The following is a 25,252-nucleotide window of genomic DNA, read 5'->3' as shown; positions in this document are numbered from 1 at the left end:
GGACCGGGATGCCCCGGTCCGGGCCTTCGTCGCGCACGGCGCGAGGTCAGTGCGTGAGCACCGGCTCCTTCTCGACTCCCTCGGAGTCGTCCGCGTCCGCCTCCGCGCCCTCCACATGCTGCTTCGGCTTCGCCGGCAGCGCGAACATCACCAGGAAGATTCCGGCGAGCACGGCCACCGTCCACCCGAGTGCGTTCTGGAAGGCGTCCGTGAAGGCCGCGCCCACCTCGGCCGGAGCCTTCGCGAGACGCTCCTCGTCGATCACGCCGAAGAAGACGACCGACACGAGTCCGAGCCCGAGCGCCATGCCCATCTGTCCGGTCGTGTTGATGAGGCCCGACGCCGAGCCCGCGTGCTCGCGCGGCACGTCCGAGAGGACCGCGTCCGTCAGCGGGGCCACGATCAGGCCCATGCCCAGACCCATGACCACCAGCGGCGGGATCATCTGCCAGGGGTCGATGGAGGTGCCGTACCGGCCGGCCACGACCATGTAGAGCAGCACACCGGCGGCCATCGTCAGCGCGCCCGCCTGGAGCACCTTGCGGCCGAAGCGCGGCACCAGCTTCTGCACCGACAGACCGGCCGCCGTCGAGACGGCGATCGAGAACGGCACGCCCGTCAGACCCGCCTTGAGCGGGGTCCAGCCGAGCCCGCTCTGCATGTACAGCGTCCAGACCAGGAAGAAGATGCCCGTCACGACACCGAAGGTCAGCTGCACCGCGATGCCGGCCGCGAAGCTCTTCACCTTGAACAGCGACAGCTCGAGCAGCGGGGAGCCGTCCTTCTTCGTCTTGTACTTCTCGTACGCGATGAGGACGGCGAAGACGGCGAGGCTGCCGGCCATGCACAGGTGGCCCCAGAGCGGCCAGTCCAGCTCGCGGCCGCGCGTCAGCGGGTAGATCAGCATCAGCAGCGCCAGCGTGACCAGCAGGACGCCGACGATGTCGAGGCGGAGCGCCTTGGGCGCCTTCGACTCGGTGATGAACTTCCGGCCGAGCAGCAGACCGGCGATGCCGACCGGGAGGTTGATCAGGAAGATCGGCCGCCACTCCAGGCCGGCGATGTTCCACTGCGTGAGCAGGGCGCCGAGCAGCGGGCCGGAGACCGCGCCGAGGCCGATGATGGCGCCGAACATTCCGAAGACCTTGCCGCGCTCGTGGGCGGGGAAGGTGACGTGGATGATCGACAGGACCTGCGGAACCATCATCGCCGCCGCGGCACCCTGGAGAAGGCGGGAGGCGACCAGCATCTCCGGGTTCGCGGCGAAGCCGCACAGCGCGGAGGCGACCGTGAAGCCGGCGGTGCCGAGGAGGAACAGCCGCTTGCGGCCGAAGATGTCACCCAGACGTCCGCCCGTGATCAGACCGGCGGCGAAGGCGAGGGCGTAACCGGCGGTGATCCACTGGATGGCGCCGAACGAGGCGCCGAGGTCGCGCCTGATGCTCGGGATCGCGATGTTGACGATTGTGGCGTCGACCAGGTCCATGAAGGCCGCGGTCATGACGATGGCGAGGGCTATCCAGCGCCGGCGGTCGGCGACCGCTTCCGTGGCGGCCTTCGCTTCCGTGGCCGCTTCCGGAACGGCGTCGTGTGAACTCATACGATGAAGATAGAGGTCATCTAGGTCAGCTGATGTCCTAGATGAACGGCATCCTGGAAGGCATGACGGACACCCCGGCACGACTTCTGAATCTGCTGTCGCTGCTCCAGACTCCGCGTGAGTGGCCGGGCAGCGAGCTGGCCGACCGGCTCTCGGTCTCCGCCCGCACGATCCGGCGGGACATCGACCGGCTGCGCGAGCTCGGCTATCCGGTCGAGGCGACGAAGGGCGCGGTGGGCGGGTACCGCCTGGTCGCCGGCGCGGCGATGCCGCCGCTGCTCCTCGACGACGAGGAGGCGGTCGCGATCGCGGTGGGGCTGCGGGCGGGTGCGGGGCACGCGATCGAGGGCGTGGAGGAGGCGTCGGTACGTGCGCTGGCGAAGCTGGAGCAGGTGCTGCCGTCGCGGCTGCGTCACCGTGTCTCCACGCTGCAGAACGCGACGATCCCGCTGACGCGCGGGGACGGGGCGACGGTGGCGCCGTCGACGCTGACGGCTCTGGCGGGCGCGGTGACGGGGCAGGAGCGGCTGCGCTTCGGCTACCGGGCGGGGGACGGCACGGAATCACGGCGGCTGGTGGAGCCGTACCGGCTCGTGTCGACGGGCCACCGCTGGTATCTGGTGGCGTACGACCTGGAGCGCGAGGACTGGCGCACGTTCCGGGTGGACCGAGTGTCGGACCCGTTCGCGACGGGGGCGCGGTTCCCCGCGCGGGAGCTGCCGGAGGGCGGCGCCGCCGCCTACATAGCGCGCTCGATCAACCGCGGGCAGCGGCCCGAAGTCGACCTGGACGTCACCTTCCACGCCTCGGCGCAATTCGTGACGGCCCGCCTGCCCGCCCACTTGACCCTGACGGCGACGGGCCCGAACAGCTGCCGCCTGCGCACTTCCACGGCCGAATCGATCGAATGGCTGGCCCTCCGCCTGGGCCTGGTCGATGTCCCGTTCACGATCCACGCCCCAGCCCCTCTGATCACTTACGTGACGGAGCTGGCGACGCGCCTGTCGGCGTCGACCACGGCCTGACACGACGGCACCGGGGGCCGGGTGCGGCGGGGCGCAGCGTCGGCACCCTCGGCGCCCCGGGGCGCGCAGGCCCATGGCGGGGGCGCCGCCATGGGCCGCGCAGCGGCGGCCCATGGCCGCCCGGTCGCGCCCAGGCCTCGCGACGACCTGCCGCGCCCAGAGCCCAAAGCTTCGCGCCGCCACAGGCGCCCAAGCCCGCGCCACCGCGCGACAACCCGTCACGCCCAAGCCTCGCGCCGCGCCAACGCTCCGCGCCGCGGCACCGCGCGACGACCCGTCACGCCCACGCCTCACGCCTCACGCCAACGCTCCGCGCCGCCGCACGACGACCCGCCGCCTCACGCCACCGCCCAAGCCACGCACCGCGGTGGGCGCCCAAGCCTCGCGCGCGCCGCCGCGCGACGACCCGCCACGCGCCCAAAGCGCCGCGCCGCCGCGGGCGCCGCAGAGCCACGCCACGACCCACCGCCCGCGGCGGCCCCGCACAAACCCGGCCCGGGGGACCCCGACCGCGCCTCCCCCGGTCCGCCGGCCGCTCTAGGCCACCGCGTCGAAGCCCGTGTCGCGGGCCATCTTCTTCAGTTCCAGCAGCGCGTGCTTCTCGATCTGGCGGATCCGCTCCCGCGTCAGGCCGTGCTCCTTGCCGACCTCCGTCAGCGTCCGCTCCCGGCCGTCCTCGATTCCGTACCGCATCCGGATGATCGACGCCGTGCGGTGGTCGAGCTTGTCGATCAGGTCGTCGAGCTCCTCACTGCGCAGCAGCGTCAGTACCGACTGCTCGGGCGACACCGCCGAGGTGTCCTCCAGCAGGTCGCCGAACTGCGTCTCGCCCTCGTCGTCCACCGACATGTTCAGCGAGACCGGGTCCCGCGCCCAGTCGAGGACGTCGACGACCCGCTCCGGCTTGCTGTCCAGCTCGGCCGCGATCTCCGCCGGCTCCGGTTCGCGGCCGTGCTCCCGGTTGAACTCGCGCTGTACGCGCCGGATCCGCCCCAGCTCCTCCACCAGGTGGACGGGGAGCCGGATCGTGCGCGACTGGTCGGCTATGGACCGCGTGATGGCCTGGCGGATCCACCACGTGGCGTACGTCGAGAACTTGAAGCCCTTCGCGTAGTCGAACTTCTCGACCGCGCGCACCAGGCCCGCGTTCCCCTCCTGGATCAGGTCGAGCAGCGGCAGACCGCTGCGCGGATAGCGTCGCGCGACCGCGACGACCAGCCGCAGGTTCGACTTGATGAAGAGGTCCTTGGCGCGCTCGCCCGCCTCGTAGAGCGCTTCAAGCTCCTCGCGGGACGCGCCGCCCGCCTCGCTTTCTGCTTCTCCGTCGAGGATCTGCCGGGCGTACACACCCGCCTCGATCGTCTGGGAGAGCTCGACCTCCTTGGCGGCGTCGAGCAGGGGCGTGCGCGCGATTTCGTCGAGGTACATGCCGACCAGGTCGCGGTCGGCGATCTCCCCGCCCACGGCGCGAACTCCGCTGGCCCGCGTGCTGCTCCCGCTCTTGGCGGACGAACGACGGGCGACGGCACGGGTTGCCATGCGTGCTCCCTTGCTGAGTAGGTCGCGACACCCTCTCGGGTGCCCTGCATCCGACGGAAACAACGACTGGAATCAGGACAGAATTCCCACCCGGCGCATCGATTTTCGCGATCATGCAGTACCCTGTGCCGCCACCGAGGGGGATAGATGCTGTCTGAAAACGCGGATACGCAGGTCAGGGCGGGCACGGAGGGCGACCTGGAGGCGCTGACGGAGCTGTACAACCACTACGTCCGCGAGACCGCGATCACCTTCGACACCCAGCCCTTCACACCGGAGGGGCGACTCCCTTGGCTCCGCTCCTACCGTGAAGACGGCCCGCATCGCCTTCTGGTTGCTCGCGATGTCCGAAAAGCGGAGAAAAGCCGAATTCTCGGATATGCGACCAGCAGCCCCTTCCGCCCCAAGGCCGCGTACGCCACCTCCGTGGAGGTCAGCGTGTACCTCTCCCCCGACGCCGCCGGCCGGGGCATCGGCACACTCCTCTACGAGCGGCTCTTCGAGGCGCTCTCCGGCGAGGACGTCCACCGCGCCTACGCCGGCATCGCGCTCCCCAACGAGCCCTCGATCCGCCTCCACACCCGCTTCGGCTTCCACCACATCGGCACGTACGGAGAGGTCGGCCGGAAGTTCGACCGGTACTGGGACGTGGCCTGGTACGAGAAGGCCCTTCACCCCGAGGAGTAGGTCCCGCGGCAGACCGGGGACTAGGTCCGGACTAGGTCCAGCGGCCGTTACGGATCACCCGTCGCCGCACCTACCGTCGCCCCATGGACGACACCACCGGCACCCTCGACGAAGCCCTCGAACGCCTCCACACCACCGGCCCGGAGCGCCACGGCTGGCTCTCCAACCACGCCCCGATGGCCGTCGAGGCGCTCGTGCGCCACGGCCACGCCCCGACCGTGCACCGCTGGCTCGACCACTACCGCCACAAGCTGGAGGACATGCCGCCCCTCCGCTCCCCCGTCACCGCCGCGAACTGGCGCGAGGCGCTCGGCGACCCGGCCAGGATCACCGACTGGGCACGGTTCTTCGAGCGCGAGACCGAGGAGCGACCCTGGCGGGAGGTCCTCGCCGAGTGGTGGCCGCGCCTCCTCCCCGGCATCGCGGGCGGCGCGACCCACCCCGTGATCCGTACCGGTCACGCCGTACGCACCCTCCTGACGACCCCGGAGACGGCGCCGCGCAGGGCGGAACTGGCGCACGCCCTCGGCTACTGGGCCGCCCGCCACCAGCCGCTGCCCCCGCTGACCGACCTCGCCCCCACGCCGAGCGCGGCAGCGGCACTCGACGCCGTACCGCCCGTCCCCCGCCAGGACGGCGGGATACGCGACCGACTCTCCCAGCTGACCGCGTTCCCCCGGTGGGGCGCCGCCCCGGACCCGGAGACCGCGCACACCCTCCTCGCCGAGCTGGTCACGGCCGCGACCCACCGCTACGCCTCCCACGGCCACGGCGAACCGATCATGCTGGTGCACGCCGCGACCGCCCCCAACGCAGTCCTGCGCACCCTCCCCGCGCTGCCGCGCGAGCTGTGGGCGCCGAGCCTGTCGGCGGCCTGGGCGGCCTCCGCCGCGGTGACCGCCGCCTACACACCGCCCGAGCCCGCCCCGTACACGCCCGTCACGCTCACCGCCGAGGAGGTCTTCGAGCGGGCGGCGGCGCACGGCGACGACCACACGATCAAGTTCGCCGACACCGCCCTCGACATCGGCGATCCGCTCGCCCTGACCGCCGGGGTCCGCGCGGTCGAGCTCAACCCGCCGGTGTTCTGAGCGAAGGCCCGACCGCGGAGCTCGGCCGAACCGCGCGAGCCGCGGCCGACGAGCTCAGCCGAACCGCGAGGCCCGACCGCGGAGCTCGGCCGAACCAAGATCCCCGACCAGCGGTCTCAGCCGAACCGTGCGCCCCGACCGGCCGTCTCAGCCGAACCGCGAACCCCGACCGGCCGTCTCAGCCGAACCGCGAACCCCGACCGGCCGTCTCAGCCGAACTGCAGCGAGCGCTTCGCGAGGCCCATCCAGAACCCGTCGATCACGCTCCGGCCGCCGCCCAGGTCCCCCGCCGCGTCCGCCGCGCCCAGCGTGACGAACAGCGGTGCGAAGTGCTCCGTGCGCGGGTGGGCGAGCCGGCCGGCCGGGGACTTGTGCTCGAAGTCGAGGAGCGCGTCGACGTCCTCGGCCTCCAGGGCGTGGCGCCCCCAGTCGTCGAACTCCGCCGACCAGCCCGGCACCCCGGGCCCGGGGTGCCGCAGTGCGGCCAGGTTGTGGGTGAAGAAACCGCTGCCGACGATCAGTACGCCCTCGTCGCGCAGCGGCGCGAGCCGGCGGCCGATGTCCATCAGCTTCCGCGGGTCGAGGGTGGGCAGGGAGATCTGGAGGACGGGGACGTCGGCGTCCGGGAACATCTCCACGAGCGGCACATAGGCGCCGTGGTCGAGGCCCCGGTCGGGGATGTCCTGCACGGGAGTGCCCGGTCCGTGCAGCAGCTTGCGGACCGATGCCGCGAGCTCGGGCGCGCCCGGTGCCGCGTACCGCACCCGGTAGTAGTGCTCGGGGAAGCCCCAGAAGTCGTGGACGAGGGGGACGGTCTCGGTCGCACCGAGGGCGAGCGGGGCCTCCTCCCAGTGGGCGGAGACCATCAGGATCGCCTTCGGCCGGGGCAGCCCGGCCGACCAGGCGGCGAGCTGGCCGGGCCAGACCGGGTCGTCGGCGAGCGGCGGGGCGCCGTGCGAGAGGTAGAGGGCGGGCATCCGTTCCAGCGTGGTGTCGGCGTCCATGACGACCGCCTCCGTTCCGGGTCGATGACGTCCGGGCCGGTGTCGCCCGGGGCGACGTCGACGTCGCTCCGGACCGGTCCAAGCAGTCATTGAAAGTTCAAGCTCACCTGACATGACGAGCCTAGACCCGATCTAGTTCAACTTTCAAGAATGAGCCGTAGGATAGATACATGACCATGGCACCCAACGACGCGCCCCGCTGGCTCAGCGACGAGGAGCAGCACGTCTGGCGCGCATACCTGCACGCCACCACCCTCCTCGAGGACCATCTCGACCGCCAGTTGCAGCGCGACGCCGGGATGCCGCACATCTACTACGGTCTGCTCGTCCAGCTCTCCCAGGCACCCCGCCGGCGGCTGCGGATGACCGAGCTCGCCAAGGGCGCCAAGATCACCCGTTCCCGGCTCTCGCACGCCGTCGCCCGCCTGGAGAAGAACGGCTGGGTGCTCCGCGAGGACTGCCCGTCCGACAAGCGGGGACAGTTCGCGTATCTCACGGACGAGGGGTACGAGGTGCTGGAGCGGACGGCCCCCGGCCATGTCGCCGCCGTACGGCAGGCGATGTTCGACCGGCTCACCCCGCTCCAGGTGGAGCAGCTCGGCGAGATCATGAAGGTGATGGCGGAGGGCCTGCAGCCGACGGACCCGAACGCGGACCTGCCCTGGCTCCGCTGAGCGGAACCAGGGCAGGAGGCGACCGGGTGGGTCGGTGCGGCGGGCGACCGGGTGGGTCGGTGCGTCAGTGCGCGATGACGGGGATCTTCACCTCGTCCTCGACACCCTCGCCCTCGCCGGACCCGGACGCGGCCACCGCGCCGGACCCCGGCTTCCCGGTGTTGATGAGGGTGACGGCGATCGCGGCCGCGACGACCAGGATGCCGACGGCCCACCAGATGGCCGCCGCGTAGCCCTCGACCATGCCCTGGAGCTGGAGCAGCTTCTGGGCGCCCTGCGTGGTCGCGCCGGCCGCGTGGTCGGCGATGTACGCGGTGGTGGCCGAGGCGGCGATCGTGTTCAGCAGAGCCGTACCGATGGCGCCGCCGACCTGCTGCGAGGTGTTGACCATCGCGGAGGCCACACCGGCGTCCCGCGGGTCGACGCCGTGCGTGGCGAGCGACATCGCCGGCATGAACGCCGTACCCATGCCGAGGCCGAGCAGCAGCTGCGCGGGCAGGATCAGACCGGCGTACGAGGTGCCGATCTCCAGCTGCGTGAGCAGCAGCATGCCGACGCCCGCGGTCAGGAAGCCGGGGCCCATCAGCCAGCGCGGGGGAACCCGCATCATCAGCCGCGTACCGATCTGGGTCGAGCCCACGATCATGCCCGCGATCATCGGGAGGAAGGCGAAGCCGGTCTTGACCGGCGAGTACCCCTTCACGACCTGGAGGTAGTACGTCAGGAAGAGGAACAGGCCGAACATCGCGATGATGGCCAGGCCCAGCGACAGGTACACACCGCCGCGGTTGCGCTCGGTCAGGACGCGCAGCGGCAGCAGCGGCGACTTGACCTTCGCCTCGGTCAGGACGAAGGCGGCGAGGAGCACGGCGGAGGCGACGAACATGCCGATCGTCGTGGCGTCCGACCAGCCCTCGGACTCGGCACGGGTGAAGCCGTAGACCAGCGCGACCAGGCCGAGGGTGGACAGGACCACACCGGGGATGTCGAGCGGCGAACGGTTGCGCCCGCCGGCCGGCTCACGGATGACGAAGTACGCGCCCGCGGCCGCGACGATCGCGAACGGGATGTTGACGAAGAAGGTCCAGCGCCAGTCCAGGTACTCGGTGAGGAAGCCACCGAGGATCAGGCCCACGGCGCCACCGCCACCGGCGATCGCACCGTAGATGCCGAACGCCTTGGCGCGCTCCTTGGCATCGGTGAACATCACCGCGAGCAGGGAGAGCGCGGCGGGCGCGAGCAGCGCGCCGAACGCGCCCTGGAGCGCGCGGGCGCCGAGCATCATCGCCTCGCCGGTCGCGGCCCCGCCGAGGGCGGAGGCGGCGGCGAAGCCGATCAGACCGACGACGAAGGTGCGCTTACGGCCCCAGAGGTCCGCGATGCGGCCACCGAAGAGCAGCAGACCACCGAAGGCCAGCGCGTAGGCCGTGATGACCCACTGCCGGTTGCCGTCCGAGATCCCCAGGTCCTGCTGGGCGGAGGGCAGCGCGATGTTCACGATCGTCGCGTCGAGCACGACCATCAGCTGGGCGAGGGCGATGAAGATCAGCGCTTTCCAGCGCCTCGGATCCGTTTCGGACATGGGTCTGGCCACCTCTTGGTGCGTAAAGGAAAAACTGGACGTAAGTACAGGGCGTACTAGGGCTCGAATGCGCGTTGCGGAGCGCGTTTCGGCCTGTGAGTTTCGGGATGCGTCACGGGGTGCGGCACGGGACGGTCAGCTCGGGGTCACGACTCGTGGGAATCGCCCCGAAGGTCCTCCAGAGTGGCGGCCGAGCCGGGCAGCACGGAGCGCGCGGGCGCTTCGAGACCGTCCAGGAACAGCTGCAGATGGCGATGGACGAAGCGGTCCATGTTCAGACAGGCGGTGCCCGGAAGCGGGCGGGTCAGTTGGGAGACGGCCACCAGCAGGTCCCCGACGTCGACGTCGGGGCGGAGCTTGCCCGACCGGTGCGCCCGGTCGACGAGACCGCGCACGGCCTCCTCCAGCCGTGTGCGTTCGGCGACCAGTTCGGGCTGGTCCATCTCGAAGGTGCCGTCGAGCATCGGGCACAGGGCGCCGATGCGTTCGTCGGCGGCGCCATGGGTGAAGCGGCGCAGCGCGTCGAAGGCGTCGGCCTCCCCCGCGTCCACGGCCGCGGCCGCCTCCTCCGCCAGGTCCGTGGTGCGGGACGTGACGAAGACGACGACCTCGTGGATGAGGTCGTTGCGCTCGGGAAAGTTGCGGTAGAGCGTGGCGTTGCCGACCCCGGCGCGCCGCGCGATCTCGTCGAGCGGCACCTGAGGGCCGAACTCGACGAACATCTCGCGGGCCGCCGTCACGATCCGCTCGCGGTTGCGCAGAGCGTCCGCCCGCGGGCGGACGACGCGACGGGTGGGCTCGGTGCCGGCCTGGGCGCTCACGCCACATCCTCCTTCTGATGATCCGGTCTCATGATCCGGGGACTGAGTCCCCACTTCCTGGAACACAGGTGCAAACGGGGAGTGAGTCCCCGGTTATTTCCCACCCAGGATGTGACCTGAGTCACATTCGAAGTGTTTCGTCGAATACCCACGATCGGGCCAACCCCGCGCGCGCCCGCGCACCTCTCGACACAGGCTGATCGAGCAGCGGCGCTGTCCGGTGGGCCCGACCGGCCGACCCGGCAGCCGGCTGACGCTGACCTGAGGCTGACCAGAGAGGCGACCGGATGCACCAGACCCGCCGGGGGATACGCAGAACCGTCTCCCTCGCCGTGGCTGCAGCCCTCGCGCTCGCCGCCCTGGCCTCGGCCAGCACGACCCTCCCCGGCCCCGCACCGGCCTCGGCGGGCCCGGTGGCCACCGCACCCAAGGACTCACGGGAGTCCAGGCTCGGGCCGTGCCGGATCGCGACGACGATGGGTGTGCAGATGTCGGAGGGCCTGCCGACAGCCCCGGGCTACGCCCGCTCCACGGGCAAGGTCAGGGCCCTCAACCTGATGATCGACTTCCCCGACGCGCCCGGGGACGGCACGGCGCTCGGCCGCTACCGCGAGTTCTTCCCGAAAACCTCCGAGTGGTTCCGCACCAGCTCGTACGGGCGCCTGCACTACCACCCCGAGGCCCCGATAACCGACTGGCTGCGAATGCCGAGGCCGTTCTCCTCCTACGGGATAGAGCGCGGCTCACCGTACGAACCGGGCTACCGCGGCTTCGTCGAGGACATCGTGAAGGCCGCCGACCCGAAGGTGGACTTCGCCGCGTACGACCTGGTCAACATCCTGGTCACCCCGAACGCCGGCCCCTCGGCCCTGGACACCGTCCTGTCCGTCACCTTCTCGGGGAACGACGACGCCCCGTACGCGGACGGCGTCCCGCTCTCCAACACGTCCTTCGTCTACAGCCGCCAGGACGACGGCTCCGGCTCGTACTCCACGACCGGCTACCGCGTCCTGCCGCACGAGAACGGCCATGTCTTCGGCCTGCCCGACCTCTACACCGCGGACGGCGGCGGCACGGTCGGGCACTGGGACATCATGTCCGAGGACTGGGGGGCCAACAACGACCTCCTCGGCTGGCACAAGTGGAAGCTGGGCTGGCTCGACAACGAGCAGGTCAGCTGCGCGTCCACGCCCGGGACGCACGAGTACACGCTGACCCCGCTGGCGGCCTCGGGCGGCGACAAGCTCGCCTTCGTACCGCTCTCCGACACATCGGGCTACGCGATCGAGGTCCGCACCCGCGACGGCAACGACGAGGCCGTGTGCGAGCCGGGCGTCCTGATCTACCGGGTCGAGTCGGACGTCGACACCGGGCACGGCCCGGTGACCGTGGCGGACAGCGACAAGGACAGCGGCGGCTGCACGCGCCGCCCGAACGTCCACGCGGAGCTGTCGGACGCCCCGTACCGCCCTGGCGAGACCTTCACGGACCGTACGAACGGCATCCGGATCGCGGTGACGCACGAGAACGCCAAGGGCCACTACCGGGTCCGCGTCACGCGCCCGTGAGCTCTTCCCTGAGCTCCCGCTTGAGGATCTTCCCGGTGGCGTTCCGCGGCAGCTCGCTGTCCCGTACGACGACATGGGCCGGCACCTTGAAGGCGGAGAGGCGCGCGCCGACGTGCGCCCGCAGCCCTTCGACCGTGACGCTCGACGGCTCCTTGAGTCGTACGACCGCGGCGACCTCTTCCCCCAGGGTGGGGTGCGGCACGCCGAGGACGGCGGCGTCGAGGACGGCGGGGTGGTCCAGGAGGACGTTCTCGACCTCCACGCAGTACACGTTCTCGCCGCCGCGGATCACCATGTCCTTGAGCCGGTCGACGAGGGTGATCCGCCCGTCGTGGAGCCGGGCGAGATCCCCCGTACGGAACCATCCGTCGCCGCCGAAGGCGTTCTTCGTCGCCTCCTCGTCCCCCCAGTACCCGCGGACGACGGACTGCCCCCGCAGCCACAGCTCCCCGACCCCGTCGGCGTCCGGCCGGTCGATCCGGATCTCGGTGGCGGGCGTGGGCCGGCCGACGCTCCGCGGATCCGCGCGGTACTCGGCCCCGAAGTTCGCGAACACGCCCCCGCAGGTCTCGGTGAGCCCGTAGCCGTTGCGGGGCTCGATGCGCTCCCCGTACCGGGCGGTGAGGCGGGCCACGATCTCGGGCGGGGCGGCGGCGCCCCCGGTGTTGAGCATGACGAGGCTCTCCAGCGGATCGCCCGTCTCCTCCGCCCGGTCGAGCAGCTGCAGGGCGGTCGTCGGCACACCGGCGTAGTGCGTGACCCGGTGGCGCCGGATCAGCTCCAGTGCCTCGTCCGCGTCCCACTTCCGCATCAGGACGAGCGTCCCGCCGGCGGCCATGACCGAGTAGAACGACGTGAACGCCGCCACGTGGAAGAACGGAAACGTGGTGAGCGAGACGGGCGTCGGCCCCTGCCCGGGGACCGTGCCGCGGCCGAGGGCGGAGGCGGCGGCGTAGTACCGCGGGTTCATCGCGGCCCCGGCCTGCGCGAGGTGGGTGGCGACGGCGCCCTTGGGCCGGCCGGTGGTCCCGGAGGTGTAGATGATGGTGGCGTCGTGCTCGGGCAGCACGTCGACGGGCGGCGGCCCGAGTAGCGGATCGGTGTCTCGTACGTACTCCTGGAAGCCTTCCCGCGCCTCCCCGTGGAAGACGATGCCGGGCACGTCGTGCTCGCCCGCCCACCGCCGGACCCTCTCGACCCGCTCGCCGTCGACGAGAAGGATCCGGGGCGTGCAGTCGTCGAGGGCGTACGCGAGCTCCTCCTCGGTCCACCAGGCGTTCAGGGGCACGGCGACGAGGCCGGCGAGCTGGGCCGCCCAGAAGGCGATCTGCCACTCGGGATGGTTCCGCATCGCGACGGCGGCCCGGTCCCCCTGCCGCAGCCCGTACACCTCGCCGAAGCGCCGGGCGAGCCCGCAGGCGGCGTCGAAGAACTCCCGGTAGGTCAGCTCCCCGTCCTCGGACACCAGGAAGACCTGGTCGCCGTAGGCCCAGGTGGCCTCCACGAACTCCCGCAGGGTGCGGGGGCCGCCGACGTACACCCCGTCCTCGACCGCGAAGGGCCCGCCGGGCGCGGCCAACCGGGCACCGATGCCCATGGCCGTCTCTGCTCCGCGCACGTCCACCCTCTCCACGACACGCTCCGTCCCGTCCTGCCCTGTCCCGGAACGTACCACCCGTCGCCGCAGGTCAGAAGGGCATGGATCACGGCCTGGATCAGTGCCCGGATCACGGCGCGGATCAAGGCCCGGGCACCGCCTCGCACGGGACGACCGACTGCCGCCCGAACGGATCAGTATTGGAGAAGCGCCGCTCATCCAGGCCGAGTTAGCGTGACGACCATGGACATCACGATCAACACCACCGCCCTTCCGCACGACGACCCGGACGCCTCTCTGGCCTTCTACCGCGACGCCCTCGGCTTCGAGGTCCGCAGCGACGTCGGCCAGGGCAAGATGCGCTGGATCACGGTCGGCCCCGTCGGCCAGCCCGGCACGTCCATCCTCCTTGCGCCGCCGGCCGCCGACCCCGGGATCACCGAGGACGAGCGCCGCACCATCCTCGAGATGATGGCCAAGGGCACCTACGGCTGGATCCTGCTGGCCACCCCCGACCTCGACGGCACCTTCGCGAAGGTCCAGGCCGCCGACGCCGAGGTGGTCCAGGAGCCGACGGAGCAGCCGTACGGCATCCGCGACTGCGCCTTCCGCGACCCCGCCGGGAACCTGATCCGCATCCAAGAGCTTCGCTGAGCACCTCGCCACCGCCCGCTTGGACGAAAGGAGCTCACCCATGTGTCACCCCGCATGGTCGCGCGCCCGCACCGCCGCGCAGCGACTGAGCGATTTCACGCACCTGCGCCGCGTCCGCGACCGGATCGACCGGGAGTACGCCCGCCCGCTGGACGTCGAGAGCCTCGCCCGGGACGCGAACATGCCGGCCGGGCACCTCAGCCGGCAGTTCCGGCTCGCCTACGGCGGTTCGCCCTACGCCTATCTGATGACGCGTCGCATCGAGCGCGCGACGGTGCTGCTGCGGCGCGGCGACCTCGGCGTGGCCGAGGTCGGCTCCGCGGTCGGCTGCTCGTCGCCGGCCACGTTCAGCGCGCACTTCACCGAGCTGGTCGGCATGGAACCCGACGAGTACCGGCGCCGCGCGGTGACGGGACCGGCCGGAACGGCACCGCTCGGAGCCGGACCGGTCGAAAAGGCACCAGCCGGAACCGGAGTCGTCGAAAAGGCACCGCCCGGCACCGGACCGGTCAGGAATCGAGAAGCACTGCCGAGGGAGCCGGAACTAGCGTGAATGCCATGAACTCAACGACCTCCACCACCCCCACCGCCTCCATCGAATCCCTCACCCTCGAGGTGACCGACGTAGCGGCCGCCGAACGCTTCTACTCCGCCTTCGGTCTGGGCAGCCGGGTCCGCCTGCGGGCCTCGGAAGAGCCGACGACCGGCTTCCGCGGCTTCTCGCTGTCGCTCACTGTGTCCCAGCCGGCCGACGTCCGCGGCTTCGTCGACGCCGCCGTCGAGGCCGGCGCCACGGTGCTGAAGCCCGCGTCGAAGTCGTTCTGGGGCTACGGCGGCGTCGTCCAGGCCCCGGACGGAGCGATCTGGAAGATCGCCACGTCGGCGAAGAAGGACACCGGCCCGGCGACCCGGAAGATCGACGAGATGGTGCTGCTGATCGGAGCCGCGGACGTGGCCGAGAGCAAGCAGTTCTACGTCGACCAGGGCCTCAGGGTGACGAAGAGCTTCGGCCGCAAGTACGTCGAGTTCGCCACCGCGGACTCGAGCCCGGTCAAGCTGGCGCTGTACGGCCGCCGCGCACTCGCCAAGGACGTCGGCGTCCCCGTCGACGGCACCGGATCGCACCGGATCGCGCTGGGCACCACGGGCAGCGCGTTCACCGACCCTGACGGCTTCGCCTGGGAGGAAGCATGACGGACGCACCGCCGCGCGGGCTCGAGGAGCGCCTGAAGGACACGCGCGACAGGCTGGAGAACGACGTCGACCTCTGGGTCGCGACGCCGGGCTCCTCGGACTCCCCGGGAGTCCATCTGATCCCCCTCTCGTACCTCTGGGACGGAACGGCGTTCCTCATATCTACGCCACGGGCCTCGATCACCGGCCGCAACCTGCTGGCGGACGGCCAGGTACGCCTCGGGCTCGGACCGACGCGCGACGTGGTCCTCGTCGACGGCACCGCCGAGCCGGTGGACATCGCCGAGCTCGCCCCGGGGACGGGCGACGCGTTCGCCGCCAGGACCGGCTTCGACCCGCGCGAACTCGACCAGCCCTACCAGTACTTCCGGATCCGCCCACGGCGCATCCAGGCGTGGCGGGAGGCGAACGAGCTGCGAGGCCGCGACCTGATGCGCGACGGCCACTGGCTCGCCTGACACCACCGCTCTCCCGCTCCACACGGACACCGACCAACGGAAGAGGAACTGCCATGAGCGACACGCAGAAGTCCGACGAGAAGTACGACGGTTTCACGGCCGAGGAGCGCGACGCGATGAAGGAGCGCGCCAAGGAGCTGAAGTCCTCGACGCGCCGCCCGCGCGCGGCCAAGGCGGACCCGGAGACCGAGGTGCTCGCGAAGATCGCCGAGATGCCGGACGAGGACCGCGCCCTCGCCGAGCGCATCCACGCGATCGCCAAGGAGAGCGCGCCGGACCTCACGCCGAAGCTCTGGTACGGGATGCCTGCGTATGCCAAGGCCGGCAAGGTCGTCTTCTTCTTCCAGAGCGCGGCGAAGTTCAAGGCGAGATACGCCACGCTCGGCTTCAACGACCCGGCGAACCTCGACGAGGGCTCGATGTGGCCGACGGCCTTCGCCCTGACGAAGCTGACGGCAGCCGACGAGGCACGCATCGGCGAGCTCTTCAAGAGAGCGGCAAGCTGACCTTTCCGCAGGTCACCCACCCATCGACGCGGGCGCCCGGACATGATCCCTCATGCGGGGCGCACCCGCACAGCCCGATCCGCTAGGCTGTCAGCGGTCAGTGGGCTACCAGGTCGCCCGCCCGGGAAAGGTCCACGAGGACCCCACCCGGCGGCGCCCGAGGACCGACCGACCAGGAATGCCTTCGTAGCTCAGGGGATAGAGCACCGCTCTCCTAAAGCGGGTGTCGCAGGTTCGAATCCTGCCGGGGGCACCAGGCGAAACGGCCCGGAGCGATCACGCTCCGGGCCGTTTGGCTGCACCGTCCGACGGCAACCGGGACTGATCCGGCTCCGAAACGCAGACGATCTCGCAGAAGGGCCCCAACCCCGCCGAGGCGTGTGGGTTGGGGCCCTTCCGTAAGAGGCGTGTACTGCCTGTTCAGCTACCCGTCGAGGGTCTTGCGTCGGCGCATCCACCACATCAGGCCACCGCCGAGGGCGACGATCGCCGCCGCGATGCCGGCGATCAGGCCGATGGGGGTGTTGGAGCCGGTGTCGGCGAGGTCGCCGTCCGGGTCCGGCTTGTTCGCCGGCGGGGCCGTCGTGCCGTCACCGGGGCCCGGGGTGGTGGGGGCCGGGGTCGACGGCTGATCGGTCGGCTTGTCCGTCGGGGTCGGGGTGGGGTTGGGGGTGGTGCCTCCGTCGTCGTCCTTCTGCCCGGCGCTGTTGCCCCCGAGGAGGAGCAGCCGCTCCCGCTCGGTGTCGTCGGTGAGGGCCTTCACCGAGGTCTTGGTCTGGCGGGGCAGGTGGCGGTTCTGGAGACGGAACTCGGCCTGGGAGACGTTCCGCTTGGGCTGCTTGGACAGGTCCACGCCGCCGACGCTGATGACCCAGACCTCTTGACCCTTGGTGAGCTCGTACTTGAACTCACCCTCCTTGAAGACCTTGACGTACTTTTCGAAGACGTCGGTCTTCTTCCAGTCCTGGTGCGGGGCGCGGATCGGCCACTGCTCCACGTTGTTGCTGTTGATGATGGTGCGGTAGTCCGTCGGCTGCTTGGCGTCCTGCTGACGGACGAACTCGGCCGCCACCCGGGACTTGTAGACCCGGCGCAGGTCGGCATACTGCGGCGCCTCGTTGATCCACTTCTCGACCTCGGGCACGATCGTGGAGCGGAACACCCGCTCGTTGTGCTCGATCTCGGCCTTGGTCAGCGAGTCCTGGCAGGGCTTGCCCTCGCCGGGGCCGGGGGTGTTGACGTCGGCGTACTCCGACTGGAGCTTGAGCGGCGCGTCGAGGATGTAGATCCCGCCGTCCTGCTCGCGGACCTTCGCCGTCTTCGGCTCGATCCAGTTCCGCGTCGACGTCAGGCACGGCCAGCCGTTGACCTTGGACAGGCTGTCCCAGGTGTTCTTGCCCAGGGCCGTCTTGGGGTCCATCGCCTTGAAGAAGTCGTGCTTGAGCCGGAGGTCGGCCTCCAGCAGCACCCGGCCGGCGTCCGTGGCCGCGAACTTGTCGTCCATGATCGTGCCGGGGGTGTCCGGGTTGAGGTTCACCCAGAACTTGTCCGGCGTCAGCGCCAGCCACGTGAAGAACGCGTCCGAGGCCATCTGCGCGTTCGCCCTGCCGCCCCAGCCGACGGTGTCGTTGTCGGGGTCCTCCTTCGCGCCGAAGGAGTAGTCCAGGCCCTTGCCCTTCACGGGCGCGCCGACGTACTGGAGTTCCAGGGTGGAGAAGTCGATGCCGCCCGGGGAGGGCATCTGGGAGATGCCAGGGATACGGCCGATGCGCTGAAGCCGGTCGGCGAGCTGCTTCGGGTTCTCCGGCGACTTCTGGATCATGTCGTTGCCGCCGCCCCGGGAACCGGTGCTGGTGCCGGGCTTGGCGTTCATGTACGGATCGACACGCCGCGTCGGGCTGTTCGACGTACCGCTCGGGGCCTTCTCGACCGCGTCCGCCTTGTACGAGATCTTCTTGACCCGGTCCGGGGCGATCTTCCTCAGGTCGGCGTCGTGGTTCTTCGCGCCGCCCTTCGTCTCGCGCCCGTACGCGTAGGTGATCTTCTTGTCCTGGTGGTTCGGGTCCCTCAGCAGCGCCTTGTCCTTGGGGCGCTGCGTCGGGTCGGGCTTGTCGTTCGACTTGCCCTCGACGATCTCCCCGGTGCGCTGGTTGTAGGCGTCCGCACGCCGTACGTAGCGTTCCTTGGTGTCCGGGTCGATGACCTCGAACTCCTTCTCGCAGATCCAGTCCGGACCCACCAGGCCGAAGTCGTAGACGAGCTTGGCCATGTACGCCTTGCCGCGGGGGTCGTTGCCGCCCTTGGGGATGTAGAAGTCGTCCCGGTACGTCTCGAACGGCACCCCCTTCCACTGGGCCGTCTTCTGCGCCTTCTTGTAGTAGGCCCAGACCCGCCGCTTGTCACCCTTCTTGTAGTCGTCCGGGTTGTCGCTGATCTCGTTGAGCTCATCAGCGGTCGGCGCGGCCAGGCCGTCCCATTGCTTCTGCCCGTTGACGTAGTCGTACGAGTCGCGTTCCGCGTCCGGCCGGACGTACCCGTCGGCCGGGAGGCCGCCTTCCACGACGTCGGAGAAGTCGTAGAAGTCCTTGTACTCCTCGTCGCACCGCTTGCCCTGCTTCAGCGGCGGCTTCGCCTTCGCCTCGGCCTGGTCCCAGCCGGGCAGCCCGGTCAGCGAGACGGCGCCGGCGCAGGCCAGCGCGATCGCTGCCCGCGCCCACCAACGGCGTCGGGAACGTATGTGTTGGGTCACGAAAACCCCCTGGGGGCCCCCAGGTCAGTCGGATTTCCTCGCGTGGCGCCACGGGCCCCCGTGGTCAGTCGGCGCCTGTGCGGGAGCATCCCACCCTAGGACCTCAACTCCCCCTGCCCGCCCTGGAATTACTTACGGCACACCGACAACTCACGTGCTATGCGGGATCTTTACACCGCACACACATGGTTCGCCTAGTCTCGGGGCATGGAGTGGACCGACCCGCGCGACATGGACGAGGACGAGTACGCCGAGTACCTGCGCGAAGAGAAGACCCGAGACCACGTCAGCGCCCACAACCCGGTGCTGGAGAAGTGGCTGGAACAGCAGCGCACCGGATTCCCCTCCTGGGCGAAGGAACGCGCCGACCGGGGGCCGTGGGACTTCACCGTGGATTCTCTCCCCCGGCTCGAAGCGCTCATCCGGGACGCGTTCGACAGCCCCTCTCAGGCCCGGAAGGTGATGGACACGCCCCTGGTCGCGGTTGCGGCCTGGTACCTCGGCGAGGTCCACAACCGCGCCTTCGGCACCCAGTGGCGGTTTCACCCCTCCTTCGCCGACGACAACCCCCTCGACCACCGGCCGCACGTCACCCCGCCATGGGAACGCCGGGAGGAATTCCACTACACCGACCCCGAGCACATCGAGGACGACGCGCGCCCGATCTACTCCCCCACCGAAATCCTGTGCAACCTCCCGTCCCGGCCTGCGGATCAGGGCCTACTGCACCGCATCGGCAGCCGGTGGGAGGTACCCACCTCCTGCGACGATTCGTCCTGCCGCTACCACCCCAACAGCTAGCCGCTGCGCAAGGCACTGGCTGGGGCCGCGCAGGCCGAGGGGCCCGGACCATAGGATCGTTCTGAGGTGCAGGATCTGTGGAGGATCCTCAGGTCCTTCTTGATCACGGAAATGCTGGGCCGACACGGGAGCCGTTCATGTGGGAGACCGTCTCGGTCCTGGTGCTTCTCGTGATCGTCGCCCAGCCCCTCCTCCACCGGATACAGAAGCGATGGCGCAGCGTGCGCATGTCCCGGAGGGTCGCCGCGCTGAACCGCGGGGAAACCGTCCGTATCCGGTGTGCCGCACGATTCCGCAACTCCGGCGGAGGTCGACGCCGTGCTCACCTGACGGTGAAGCCCGAGGGTGTCTTCGTTTCCACCGCAGACGGCGCCGTCTCGAAGCTGCAGCTCGGAACTCCGGACACCCGGGTCACCGTCGTTGCCGAGCTCTCCATGCTGGTGTGCAACGTGGATGGGCGGCTGCTCGAGGTTCTGCTTGCGGCCGAGGAAGACCGCCTCCTCAAGGCCGTGACGGCCCGTCTCCCTGAGTGCGACAGCAGAAACCCCGCCGCTGCCCGTCGTTCCGAGACCCGCAGCGCAGCAGGCACGCACCCCGAATCTTGAGCCGGCGGTCACTCACGGCGAATGCCAGGATCGAGTGCTCCTCGGACGACCCTGACCGCCGGACAAGGCACCCTCCGCACAAGTCCTTCCCGATCAGCCTCCTGCTGGCAGGAGTTGGACCAGGCCGACCCGGTTCTCCTCGTCCGCCTTGGCGTGGACTGCGCGAACCCTCCAGCGTCCGGCGGCCAGGGGAACCGGCGCCTGTGCAGGCAGTCCCCCATCCGGATACTCCACGGTCAGGTCAGCCCCTGCCTCGGCAGAATCCATGAGCACTGCGGGACCGTCCGTGACCCACACCCCGCATTCCTCCCACTGCGTGGCAGGATCCGCGAGAACCGCTTCGGCCGCGGCCCTGAGCCCGGCTTCGGAGTCAGCGGCAAGCCGGCGCAGGAAGACGCGATGCTCGGGCAGGTAGCACGTGGTTGCCGGCTCGTCGCCCAACACCACGGCCTGCGCCCCGCTCTCAATCACGGCGATCACGCCGGCGAGATCGTCCACCGCGCAGGCCCTGTCGTAGTCGTCCACATCGGTCTCGTCCCCCGCGACCATCCCGTTCCCCGTGCATCCGTGCCATGCCTCCAGCGCCGAGGCGGGGACGACGATCAGAGGGCCGCCCATCGACTCCACCCAGACGAGCGGACGGTGGGGCGTAGGGGCTGCGATGGACGAGGAGTGGCTCATGGCCGCCAGTGTGCCCACAGGCACCGACAACGCCCCTTGGCAGGCGCCTGCCGGCCGCGTTCAGGGCGGGGTGAAGCAGTCCAGCACCAGCAGGACGGGCTTCAGCGCGTAGAGCCCGTTCTCAGCATCCGGCCGCGGCGGGTCGGCCAGGTCAGAGCCAGGACCAGGCCGTTGGTCACCACGAAGTAGCCCGGATGCACCCAGCCCTCCTCCTTGGACAGGAGCCCCGGGCCCTCTTCGCGGCACAGGTGGCGCATGAAGCGTTCGTACGCCGGACCGCCGGCTACGAGCAGCAAGGGGGCGGTGAGCACGGCGCCGATCCAGATTCCGCACCGCAGGGCCAGTCGAGAGCGTCCGTCCATGCGCACAGGACGAAGTATGGCCCGGCGCTCACCCGGCCGATACGGATCAGAGCTGGTGAGCCGTCGCTTCCCTGCCGTTCAGGGCGTCACTGATCTCCCGAAGGCGCCCTTGAGGCAGAGCGAAGGCGTTGCTCGGGTTTCGGTACGAGTACCCTCCGTCGTTGATCATGACGCCGTCCGCCTGCCTCCAGTGGGCAGGTGTCCATTGGCCCTGGTTCTCAAGGAGCATCCTCGCCACCTCGGCGGGCTCCTCGATCGCGGTGAGGGCGGCGAGCGCGGCCGTGAGGGCAGTGACCGCGTCGTCGGGAAGCAGCGCGTCGCCGAGTGTGGGGAAGAGCAGCAGGAGACGGGCGTGGGCGTCGTCAACGTCCTCTGTCACCGACTGCCGGGCAACGGAAAGCAGTTCCGGCCAGGCCATGCCAGGCCCCATGAAGTGACCGTCGTCCACGGCAACGGTCTCCACTGCCGGCCACGCCGGGTGATGCATCAGATAGTCCACCCCGTGCTCTCCCACGATGTTGCGGTAGACCACGTGGATCGTGTGCCCGGACAGCAGTGGCACGCTGAACACCGGCCACTCGCGCTCGGCGGACAGTACGTGAACCAAGTCCGTGGCCGCGTCCCAGTCGGCACCGAACGCGGCTCGCTGCGCGTCCTCACCTCGCAGGCAGGAACCGAGGTGAACGGGCCAGAAGAGCGGGTCGTCCAGGTAGGCAGAGCCCTGAACCAGAGGGCGGTCTTCGTATCCAGGGATCTTCAGCACGTGAGGATGATGGCATGAGGGACTGACCTCTCCCTGACCACCTCCGACGGACTTGGCAAGCGTGCGCGCGGCCGGCGCAGGCAGGTCACTCTTGGCCATCGGCGGAGCCTGGCCGTCGGTCAGGTCCCGGGTTCGCCCCGGGCCGCCCCCAGACATCCCGCGCTCTACTGCCAGGTCGCGCTGTCCGGGTCGATCCCGTGGGCGCGCGCGGCGGCGTCGACGATCTGGCGGAACCACGTGGCCAGGCCCGCGCGGATGCCGTCGTAGTGGGCGGCGAATCCCGGATCGGTCTCGTACCTGCGGCCGAGGCAGACCTGCATCTGTCTGGTGAGGGGAAAGTACGAGGCGAAGACTTCGCGGTGCCGCTCGGCGAGTCGGTTCGCTTCCGGGCTACCCGGTGTGACGCCCGCGTCCATCGCCTCCCCGAGCGCGCGGTCGAGGTCGGCCTGGGCGTCGGCGACGGCCTGCCATTCCTCCGGACCGCGAGAGGCCGAGCGTTCGGCGTACTGCTGCCATTGCGTCGTGTCTCCGTAACGCCGACGGGCTTGGGCGGGCCAGTCCGGGTCCCACTCGGGGCCGAAGATCGCGGCCTGCTGCTCGACGGTCAGCAGCAGGCCGCGCTCGTGGGCGTCGATCATCCGGTCCAGTCCGTCGCCGAGCCGCTGGAGGCGGTCGATCCGTTCGGCAACCTGGGTGCGCTGCGCCCGCAATGCGCCTGCCGCGTCTGCGGCCGAGTCGTCCAGGATGTTCCGAATCCTGTCCAGGCCGAGATCGAGCGCGCGGTAGACGACGATGCGGTTCAGGCGTTCCAGATCACCGGCGGTGTAGAGCCGGTATCCGGCGGTCGTGCGCAGCGACGGTCGCGCCAGACCGATCTCGTCCCAGTGGTGCAGCGCGCGGACCGTCACGCCCAGCCGACTGGAGACCTGACCGACGGTCAGACCGTCGGCGTCGGTGACATCAGGCATGGTCCCCATTGTCGCCGGTGCCGCCGGTGCCGCCGTTGCCACCGCTGCCGCCGTTGCCACCGCTGTCGCCGCTGTCGCCGCTGTCGCCGCGGGCGACGCCCGGCGGTGTGATCCCGATGGCTTCGAGGTTCCGTGCCTCCTGACTGTCCGGCTCGAAGAGCTTCGCCGCGGTGAGGACGACCCGTGCGTTCTCGGGTGTGATCACCTCCACGTCGCGGGTGTTCCAGGGGGTGTCCCGTGGACCGTCGACCGCGTTCGGGCGCAGTGCACGGCAGGCCTCGACAAGGGAATCGACCTGGCTGAGCACGCACGCGAAGCTGACGCTCATCGCCGGTGCCCCCTCCGGAACGCTGTCCGCCTGGACGAGGAGTACGTCCTGGAACGCCCACCGGCGCAGATGCACCAGCGTGCCGGGGATGCTGAAGAGCTCGAAGAACCCGAGCCCACGAGTCCAGAAGTCCACCGACGCCGCCACGTCGGTCGTCGGGATCGTCACGAAGGCGGGCATTCCGTAGATGCCGCGGAACGGCTCCGGCGGCACGGCATCCGGGCCGGGAGCGGGCACGGGACTCGTCTCGAACGCGTTGTAGTAGTCGCTCATGCACACCACCCTTCGGCCTCACGCAACGTGAGGGTCAAGTCCGCCCCGTGAGGCGGCGACAGAAACACAAGGTCCCGGTTGTTCTGTGCATGGCCCGGACCGCGCGAGCCCTGGAAGCCTCCCCCCACCGAACCGCCACGTACCGACAGAGGGGAACGCTCCATGCGGATGACCAGTTGGGGCACGAGAGCACTTCTCGCCGTGGTGCTCTCGGCCACGGCGGGCGCCCTGCCCGCCGTGGCGAGTACGCAGGCCGGCGCCGGCGGGCGCCACGCCGGCACGACGTACTTCATCGACTGCGGCTCAGGCTCCGACAGCGCCTCCGGAACGTCACCGGGCTCCGCCTGGGACTCGCTGGAGAAGGCGAGTGCCGTCACGTACGGAGCCGGTGACCGGATCCTGTTCCGGCGCGGCAGCACCTGCGACGGTGTGTTCGCCCCGACCGGGTCAGGAGCCGAAGGCGCACCGGTCAAGGTCGACGCGTACGGGAAGGGCGCGAAGCCCCGTATCCGGGGCGGCGGCGCCCGTGCCGCCGTCCTGCTGGAGAACGTCGAGCAGTGGGAGCTGCGCAACCTCGACGTCTCCAACAAGGGCGCCGCACCGGGGCCGACGGAGCGCCGCGCAGGCATCCTGTTCCGTCTCACGGACTTCGGCACGGGCGAGCACTACGTCGTCGACGACGTGGACGTGCACGACGTCAACGGCTCCGACCACAAGGACCCGGATCCGTCGGGCGGGATCCTCTTCGTCGTGCGTGGCACGGCGACCCCGACCCGCTTCGACGGGATCACGGTGACCGACTCGACCGTTCAGCACGTGGACCGGACCGGTATCTCCACCGCGTCCAGCTGGGGCAGGCGTCCCGAACACCCCCACAGCGGCGCACCGGGCTGGGCGCCCAACACCGACCTCACGATCCGCAACAACAAGGTGATCGACGTCGGCGGCGACGGCATCGTGCTCCAGCACGGCCACCACGCGCTCGTCGAGCACAACTACGTCGACGGGTTCAACATGCGCTCCGCCGGCTACAACGTCGGCATCTGGGCGTGGAACTTCGACGACGCGGTGTACCAGTACAACGAGGTCACCGGCGGCCACGGGACGCTCGACTCGCAGGCCTTCGACTTCGACGGCGGGAACAACCGCAACGTCTACCAGTACAACTACAGCCACGACAACGAGGGCGGCTTCCTGCTCGTCTGCAACGCCACCGGTATGACGTCGGCCGACAACGTCTTCCGCTACAACGTGAGCATCGGCGACCGCAACACATGGAGCCCGCCGTACGGCGTCATCTCCGTGGTCTGCCCGGCCGCCACGACCAACACGCAGGTCTACAACAACACCGTCGTGACCGGCGAGACGGGCACGGCCATGGTGAGCGACAACGGCAAGGGAGGGGTCACCTTCCGCAACAACATCTTCGTCAGCACCGCCGAGGGCGGCTCCCCCATCGTCGACGCGCTCAACACCTACGACCACAACCTCTACGTGGGCGTGGGCGCCGTACCGGCGAGCGACGCCAACGCCGTCACCGCCGACCCGGAGTTCCTCGACGCCACCCCGGAGAGCCCGCGCGACCTGCGGCTGCGTCCGGGCTCCCCGGCCCTCGGTGCGGGCACGCCGATCGAGAACGCCGGCGGGCACGACTACTTCGGCAACCGCCTGCACGGCACGACCGACATCGGCGCCCACCAGCGCCCCGGTTCGCGGTAACCC

Annotated in this window: 25 protein-coding genes and 1 tRNA gene; 14 read left to right on the top strand and 12 right to left on the bottom strand. The window is 70.2% G+C overall.

Annotated elements, in window-relative coordinates; genetic code table 11:
• Window positions 1–46 precede the first annotated feature (46 nt).
• Complete coding sequence (locus ACFC0D_RS33635; protein WP_376444399.1) at window positions 47–1,600, bottom strand: MFS transporter; 1,554 nt, start codon at window positions 1,598–1,600, stop codon at window positions 47–49.
• Window positions 1,601–1,662: 62 nt separating this feature from the next.
• Here ACFC0D_RS33635 and ACFC0D_RS33630 point away from each other — a divergent pair, with 62 nt between their 5' ends.
• Entirely contained in the window at window positions 1,663–2,625 is a 963-nt protein-coding gene (locus tag ACFC0D_RS33630; RefSeq protein WP_376444397.1) for a helix-turn-helix transcriptional regulator, read from the top strand.
• 537 nt (window positions 2,626–3,162) lie between these two features.
• On the opposite strand, the gene ACFC0D_RS33625 is transcribed toward ACFC0D_RS33630, so the two are convergent.
• Window positions 3,163–4,164 (bottom strand): RNA polymerase sigma factor RpoD/SigA, encoded by a 1,002-nt coding sequence (locus ACFC0D_RS33625; protein ID WP_376444394.1) that lies wholly within the window; start codon window positions 4,162–4,164, stop codon window positions 3,163–3,165.
• 147 nt (window positions 4,165–4,311) lie between these two features.
• Between ACFC0D_RS33625 and ACFC0D_RS33620 the strand changes: the two genes are divergently transcribed.
• Together ACFC0D_RS33620 and ACFC0D_RS33615 are read left to right on the top strand one after the other, a co-directional pair.
• Window positions 4,312–4,851, top strand: a complete 540-nt coding sequence (locus tag ACFC0D_RS33620; protein WP_376444392.1) for a GNAT family N-acetyltransferase — start codon at window positions 4,312–4,314, stop codon at window positions 4,849–4,851.
• 83 nt (window positions 4,852–4,934) lie between these two features.
• The gene (locus ACFC0D_RS33615; protein ID WP_376444389.1) at window positions 4,935–5,942 is read left to right on the top strand and encodes a questin oxidase family protein; all 1,008 of its coding nucleotides are present in this window, start codon (window positions 4,935–4,937) and stop codon (window positions 5,940–5,942) included.
• A gap of 209 nt (window positions 5,943–6,151) precedes the next feature.
• On the opposite strand, the gene ACFC0D_RS33610 is transcribed toward ACFC0D_RS33615, so the two are convergent.
• Window positions 6,152–6,946: a dioxygenase gene (locus ACFC0D_RS33610; RefSeq protein ID WP_376444385.1), complete on the bottom strand. Its 795-nt coding sequence runs from the start codon at window positions 6,944–6,946 to the stop codon at window positions 6,152–6,154.
• Window positions 6,947–7,116: 170 nt separating this feature from the next.
• Between ACFC0D_RS33610 and ACFC0D_RS33605 the strand changes: the two genes are divergently transcribed.
• Window positions 7,117–7,620 (top strand): MarR family winged helix-turn-helix transcriptional regulator, encoded by a 504-nt coding sequence (locus ACFC0D_RS33605; protein ID WP_376444382.1) that lies wholly within the window; start codon window positions 7,117–7,119, stop codon window positions 7,618–7,620.
• Between the two features lie 64 nt (window positions 7,621–7,684).
• Here ACFC0D_RS33605 and ACFC0D_RS33600 read toward each other — a convergent pair whose 3' ends face one another.
• Together ACFC0D_RS33600 and ACFC0D_RS33595 are read right to left on the bottom strand one after the other, a co-directional pair.
• Window positions 7,685–9,202 (bottom strand): MFS transporter, encoded by a 1,518-nt coding sequence (locus ACFC0D_RS33600; protein WP_376444379.1) that lies wholly within the window; start codon window positions 9,200–9,202, stop codon window positions 7,685–7,687.
• A 146-nt stretch (window positions 9,203–9,348) separates the two neighbouring features.
• Window positions 9,349–10,023: a TetR/AcrR family transcriptional regulator gene (locus tag ACFC0D_RS33595; RefSeq protein ID WP_376444376.1), complete on the bottom strand. Its 675-nt coding sequence runs from the start codon at window positions 10,021–10,023 to the stop codon at window positions 9,349–9,351.
• Window positions 10,024–10,310: 287 nt separating this feature from the next.
• Here ACFC0D_RS33595 and ACFC0D_RS33590 point away from each other — a divergent pair, with 287 nt between their 5' ends.
• The gene (locus tag ACFC0D_RS33590; protein WP_376444373.1) at window positions 10,311–11,591 is read left to right on the top strand and encodes a M6 family metalloprotease domain-containing protein; all 1,281 of its coding nucleotides are present in this window, start codon (window positions 10,311–10,313) and stop codon (window positions 11,589–11,591) included.
• On the opposite strand, the gene ACFC0D_RS33585 is transcribed toward ACFC0D_RS33590, so the two are convergent.
• Window positions 11,578–13,188, bottom strand: a complete 1,611-nt coding sequence (locus ACFC0D_RS33585; protein WP_376444402.1) for a class I adenylate-forming enzyme family protein — start codon at window positions 13,186–13,188, stop codon at window positions 11,578–11,580. The two genes, ACFC0D_RS33590 and ACFC0D_RS33585, sit on opposite strands and share 14 nt — an antisense overlap.
• 243 nt (window positions 13,189–13,431) lie before the next feature.
• Here ACFC0D_RS33585 and ACFC0D_RS33580 point away from each other — a divergent pair, with 243 nt between their 5' ends.
• The 6 genes from ACFC0D_RS33580 (at window position 13,432) to ACFC0D_RS33555 (ending at window position 16,256) form a co-directional block, all read left to right on the top strand.
• Window positions 13,432–13,842, top strand: a complete 411-nt coding sequence (locus tag ACFC0D_RS33580; RefSeq protein ID WP_376444370.1) for a VOC family protein — start codon at window positions 13,432–13,434, stop codon at window positions 13,840–13,842.
• Window positions 13,843–13,882: 40 nt separating this feature from the next.
• Complete coding sequence (locus tag ACFC0D_RS33575) at window positions 13,883–14,395, top strand: helix-turn-helix transcriptional regulator (RefSeq protein ID WP_376444367.1); 513 nt, start codon at window positions 13,883–13,885, stop codon at window positions 14,393–14,395.
• Window positions 14,396–14,400: 5 nt separating this feature from the next.
• Window positions 14,401–15,036, top strand: coding sequence for a glyoxalase (locus ACFC0D_RS33570; RefSeq protein WP_376444364.1), 636 nt, complete (start codon window positions 14,401–14,403; stop codon window positions 15,034–15,036).
• Window positions 15,033–15,494 (top strand): pyridoxamine 5'-phosphate oxidase family protein, encoded by a 462-nt coding sequence (locus ACFC0D_RS33565; protein ID WP_376444361.1) that lies wholly within the window; start codon window positions 15,033–15,035, stop codon window positions 15,492–15,494. Before ACFC0D_RS33570 ends, ACFC0D_RS33565 begins: the two co-directional genes overlap by 4 nt.
• Before the next feature lie 53 nt (window positions 15,495–15,547).
• A complete protein-coding gene (locus ACFC0D_RS33560) occupies window positions 15,548–16,000 on the top strand; it encodes an iron chaperone (protein ID WP_376444359.1) in 453 nt (150 codons plus the stop codon).
• 180 nt (window positions 16,001–16,180) lie between these two features.
• Window positions 16,181–16,256 (top strand) — tRNA-Arg (locus tag ACFC0D_RS33555).
• Window positions 16,257–16,424: 168 nt separating this feature from the next.
• Here the strand turns inward: ACFC0D_RS33555 and ACFC0D_RS33550 are convergent.
• Entirely contained in the window at window positions 16,425–18,749 is a 2,325-nt protein-coding gene (locus tag ACFC0D_RS33550) for an LAETG motif-containing sortase-dependent surface protein (protein WP_376444355.1), read from the bottom strand.
• Between the two features lie 207 nt (window positions 18,750–18,956).
• Between ACFC0D_RS33550 and ACFC0D_RS33545 the strand changes: the two genes are divergently transcribed.
• Together ACFC0D_RS33545 and ACFC0D_RS33540 are read left to right on the top strand one after the other, a co-directional pair.
• Window positions 18,957–19,550: a hypothetical protein gene (locus tag ACFC0D_RS33545; RefSeq protein ID WP_376444353.1), complete on the top strand. Its 594-nt coding sequence runs from the start codon at window positions 18,957–18,959 to the stop codon at window positions 19,548–19,550.
• A 170-nt stretch (window positions 19,551–19,720) separates the two neighbouring features.
• Window positions 19,721–20,155 (top strand): hypothetical protein, encoded by a 435-nt coding sequence (locus tag ACFC0D_RS33540; RefSeq protein ID WP_376444350.1) that lies wholly within the window; start codon window positions 19,721–19,723, stop codon window positions 20,153–20,155.
• 93 nt (window positions 20,156–20,248) lie between these two features.
• Here ACFC0D_RS33540 and ACFC0D_RS33535 read toward each other — a convergent pair whose 3' ends face one another.
• From ACFC0D_RS33535 to ACFC0D_RS33515, 5 genes are all read right to left on the bottom strand, one after another.
• Window positions 20,249–20,836 (bottom strand): Imm21 family immunity protein, encoded by a 588-nt coding sequence (locus tag ACFC0D_RS33535; protein ID WP_376444347.1) that lies wholly within the window; start codon window positions 20,834–20,836, stop codon window positions 20,249–20,251.
• Between the two features lie 101 nt (window positions 20,837–20,937).
• Window positions 20,938–21,198 (bottom strand): hypothetical protein, encoded by a 261-nt coding sequence (locus ACFC0D_RS33530; protein WP_376444344.1) that lies wholly within the window; start codon window positions 21,196–21,198, stop codon window positions 20,938–20,940.
• Window positions 21,199–21,244: 46 nt separating this feature from the next.
• Complete coding sequence (locus ACFC0D_RS33525) at window positions 21,245–22,060, bottom strand: hypothetical protein (RefSeq protein ID WP_376444341.1); 816 nt, start codon at window positions 22,058–22,060, stop codon at window positions 21,245–21,247.
• Between the two features lie 65 nt (window positions 22,061–22,125).
• Window positions 22,126–22,929, bottom strand: a complete 804-nt coding sequence (locus ACFC0D_RS33520; RefSeq protein ID WP_376444338.1) for a MerR family transcriptional regulator — start codon at window positions 22,927–22,929, stop codon at window positions 22,126–22,128.
• Complete coding sequence (locus tag ACFC0D_RS33515; RefSeq protein WP_376444335.1) at window positions 22,922–23,530, bottom strand: VOC family protein; 609 nt, start codon at window positions 23,528–23,530, stop codon at window positions 22,922–22,924. The genes ACFC0D_RS33520 and ACFC0D_RS33515 overlap by 8 nt, the downstream gene beginning before the upstream one ends.
• Before the next feature lie 162 nt (window positions 23,531–23,692).
• On the opposite strand from ACFC0D_RS33515, the gene ACFC0D_RS33510 reads away from it, so the two are divergent.
• A complete protein-coding gene (locus ACFC0D_RS33510) occupies window positions 23,693–25,249 on the top strand; it encodes a right-handed parallel beta-helix repeat-containing protein (RefSeq protein WP_376444333.1) in 1,557 nt (518 codons plus the stop codon).
• The last annotated feature ends 3 nt before the right edge of the window (window positions 25,250–25,252 follow it).

The organism is Streptomyces sp. NPDC056222 (assembly GCF_042264065.1).
Classification (GTDB): Bacteria; Actinomycetota; Actinomycetes; order Streptomycetales; family Streptomycetaceae; genus Streptomyces.
This window is presented reverse-complemented; position numbering and strand designations above follow the sequence as displayed.

Excerpts from the sequence above, each read along its gene's own strand:
- ACFC0D_RS33635 (WP_376444399.1), bottom strand. The coding sequence starts at position 1,600 with ATGAGTTCACACGACGCCGTTCCGGAAGCGGCCACGGAAGCGAAGGCC.
- ACFC0D_RS33630 (WP_376444397.1), top strand. The coding sequence starts at position 1,663 with ATGACGGACACCCCGGCACGACTTCTGAATCTGCTGTCGCTGCTCCAG.
- ACFC0D_RS33625 (WP_376444394.1), bottom strand. The coding sequence starts at position 4,164 with ATGGCAACCCGTGCCGTCGCCCGTCGTTCGTCCGCCAAGAGCGGGAGC.
- ACFC0D_RS33620 (WP_376444392.1), top strand. The coding sequence starts at position 4,312 with ATGCTGTCTGAAAACGCGGATACGCAGGTCAGGGCGGGCACGGAGGGC.
- ACFC0D_RS33615 (WP_376444389.1), top strand. The coding sequence starts at position 4,935 with ATGGACGACACCACCGGCACCCTCGACGAAGCCCTCGAACGCCTCCAC.
- ACFC0D_RS33610 (WP_376444385.1), bottom strand. The coding sequence starts at position 6,946 with ATGGACGCCGACACCACGCTGGAACGGATGCCCGCCCTCTACCTCTCG.
- ACFC0D_RS33605 (WP_376444382.1), top strand. The coding sequence starts at position 7,117 with ATGACCATGGCACCCAACGACGCGCCCCGCTGGCTCAGCGACGAGGAG.
- ACFC0D_RS33600 (WP_376444379.1), bottom strand. The coding sequence starts at position 9,202 with ATGTCCGAAACGGATCCGAGGCGCTGGAAAGCGCTGATCTTCATCGCC.
- ACFC0D_RS33590 (WP_376444373.1), top strand. The coding sequence starts at position 10,311 with ATGCACCAGACCCGCCGGGGGATACGCAGAACCGTCTCCCTCGCCGTG.
- ACFC0D_RS33585 (WP_376444402.1), bottom strand. The coding sequence starts at position 13,188 with ATGGGCATCGGTGCCCGGTTGGCCGCGCCCGGCGGGCCCTTCGCGGTC.
- ACFC0D_RS33580 (WP_376444370.1), top strand. The coding sequence starts at position 13,432 with ATGGACATCACGATCAACACCACCGCCCTTCCGCACGACGACCCGGAC.
- ACFC0D_RS33575 (WP_376444367.1), top strand. The coding sequence starts at position 13,883 with ATGTGTCACCCCGCATGGTCGCGCGCCCGCACCGCCGCGCAGCGACTG.
- ACFC0D_RS33570 (WP_376444364.1), top strand. The coding sequence starts at position 14,401 with ATGAACTCAACGACCTCCACCACCCCCACCGCCTCCATCGAATCCCTC.
- ACFC0D_RS33565 (WP_376444361.1), top strand. The coding sequence starts at position 15,033 with ATGACGGACGCACCGCCGCGCGGGCTCGAGGAGCGCCTGAAGGACACG.
- ACFC0D_RS33560 (WP_376444359.1), top strand. The coding sequence starts at position 15,548 with ATGAGCGACACGCAGAAGTCCGACGAGAAGTACGACGGTTTCACGGCC.
- ACFC0D_RS33545 (WP_376444353.1), top strand. The coding sequence starts at position 18,957 with ATGGAGTGGACCGACCCGCGCGACATGGACGAGGACGAGTACGCCGAG.
- ACFC0D_RS33535 (WP_376444347.1), bottom strand. The coding sequence starts at position 20,836 with ATGAGCCACTCCTCGTCCATCGCAGCCCCTACGCCCCACCGTCCGCTC.
- ACFC0D_RS33530 (WP_376444344.1), bottom strand. The coding sequence starts at position 21,198 with ATGGACGGACGCTCTCGACTGGCCCTGCGGTGCGGAATCTGGATCGGC.
- ACFC0D_RS33525 (WP_376444341.1), bottom strand. The coding sequence starts at position 22,060 with ATGGCCAAGAGTGACCTGCCTGCGCCGGCCGCGCGCACGCTTGCCAAG.
- ACFC0D_RS33520 (WP_376444338.1), bottom strand. The coding sequence starts at position 22,929 with ATGCCTGATGTCACCGACGCCGACGGTCTGACCGTCGGTCAGGTCTCC.
- ACFC0D_RS33515 (WP_376444335.1), bottom strand. The coding sequence starts at position 23,530 with ATGAGCGACTACTACAACGCGTTCGAGACGAGTCCCGTGCCCGCTCCC.
- ACFC0D_RS33510 (WP_376444333.1), top strand. The coding sequence starts at position 23,693 with ATGCGGATGACCAGTTGGGGCACGAGAGCACTTCTCGCCGTGGTGCTC.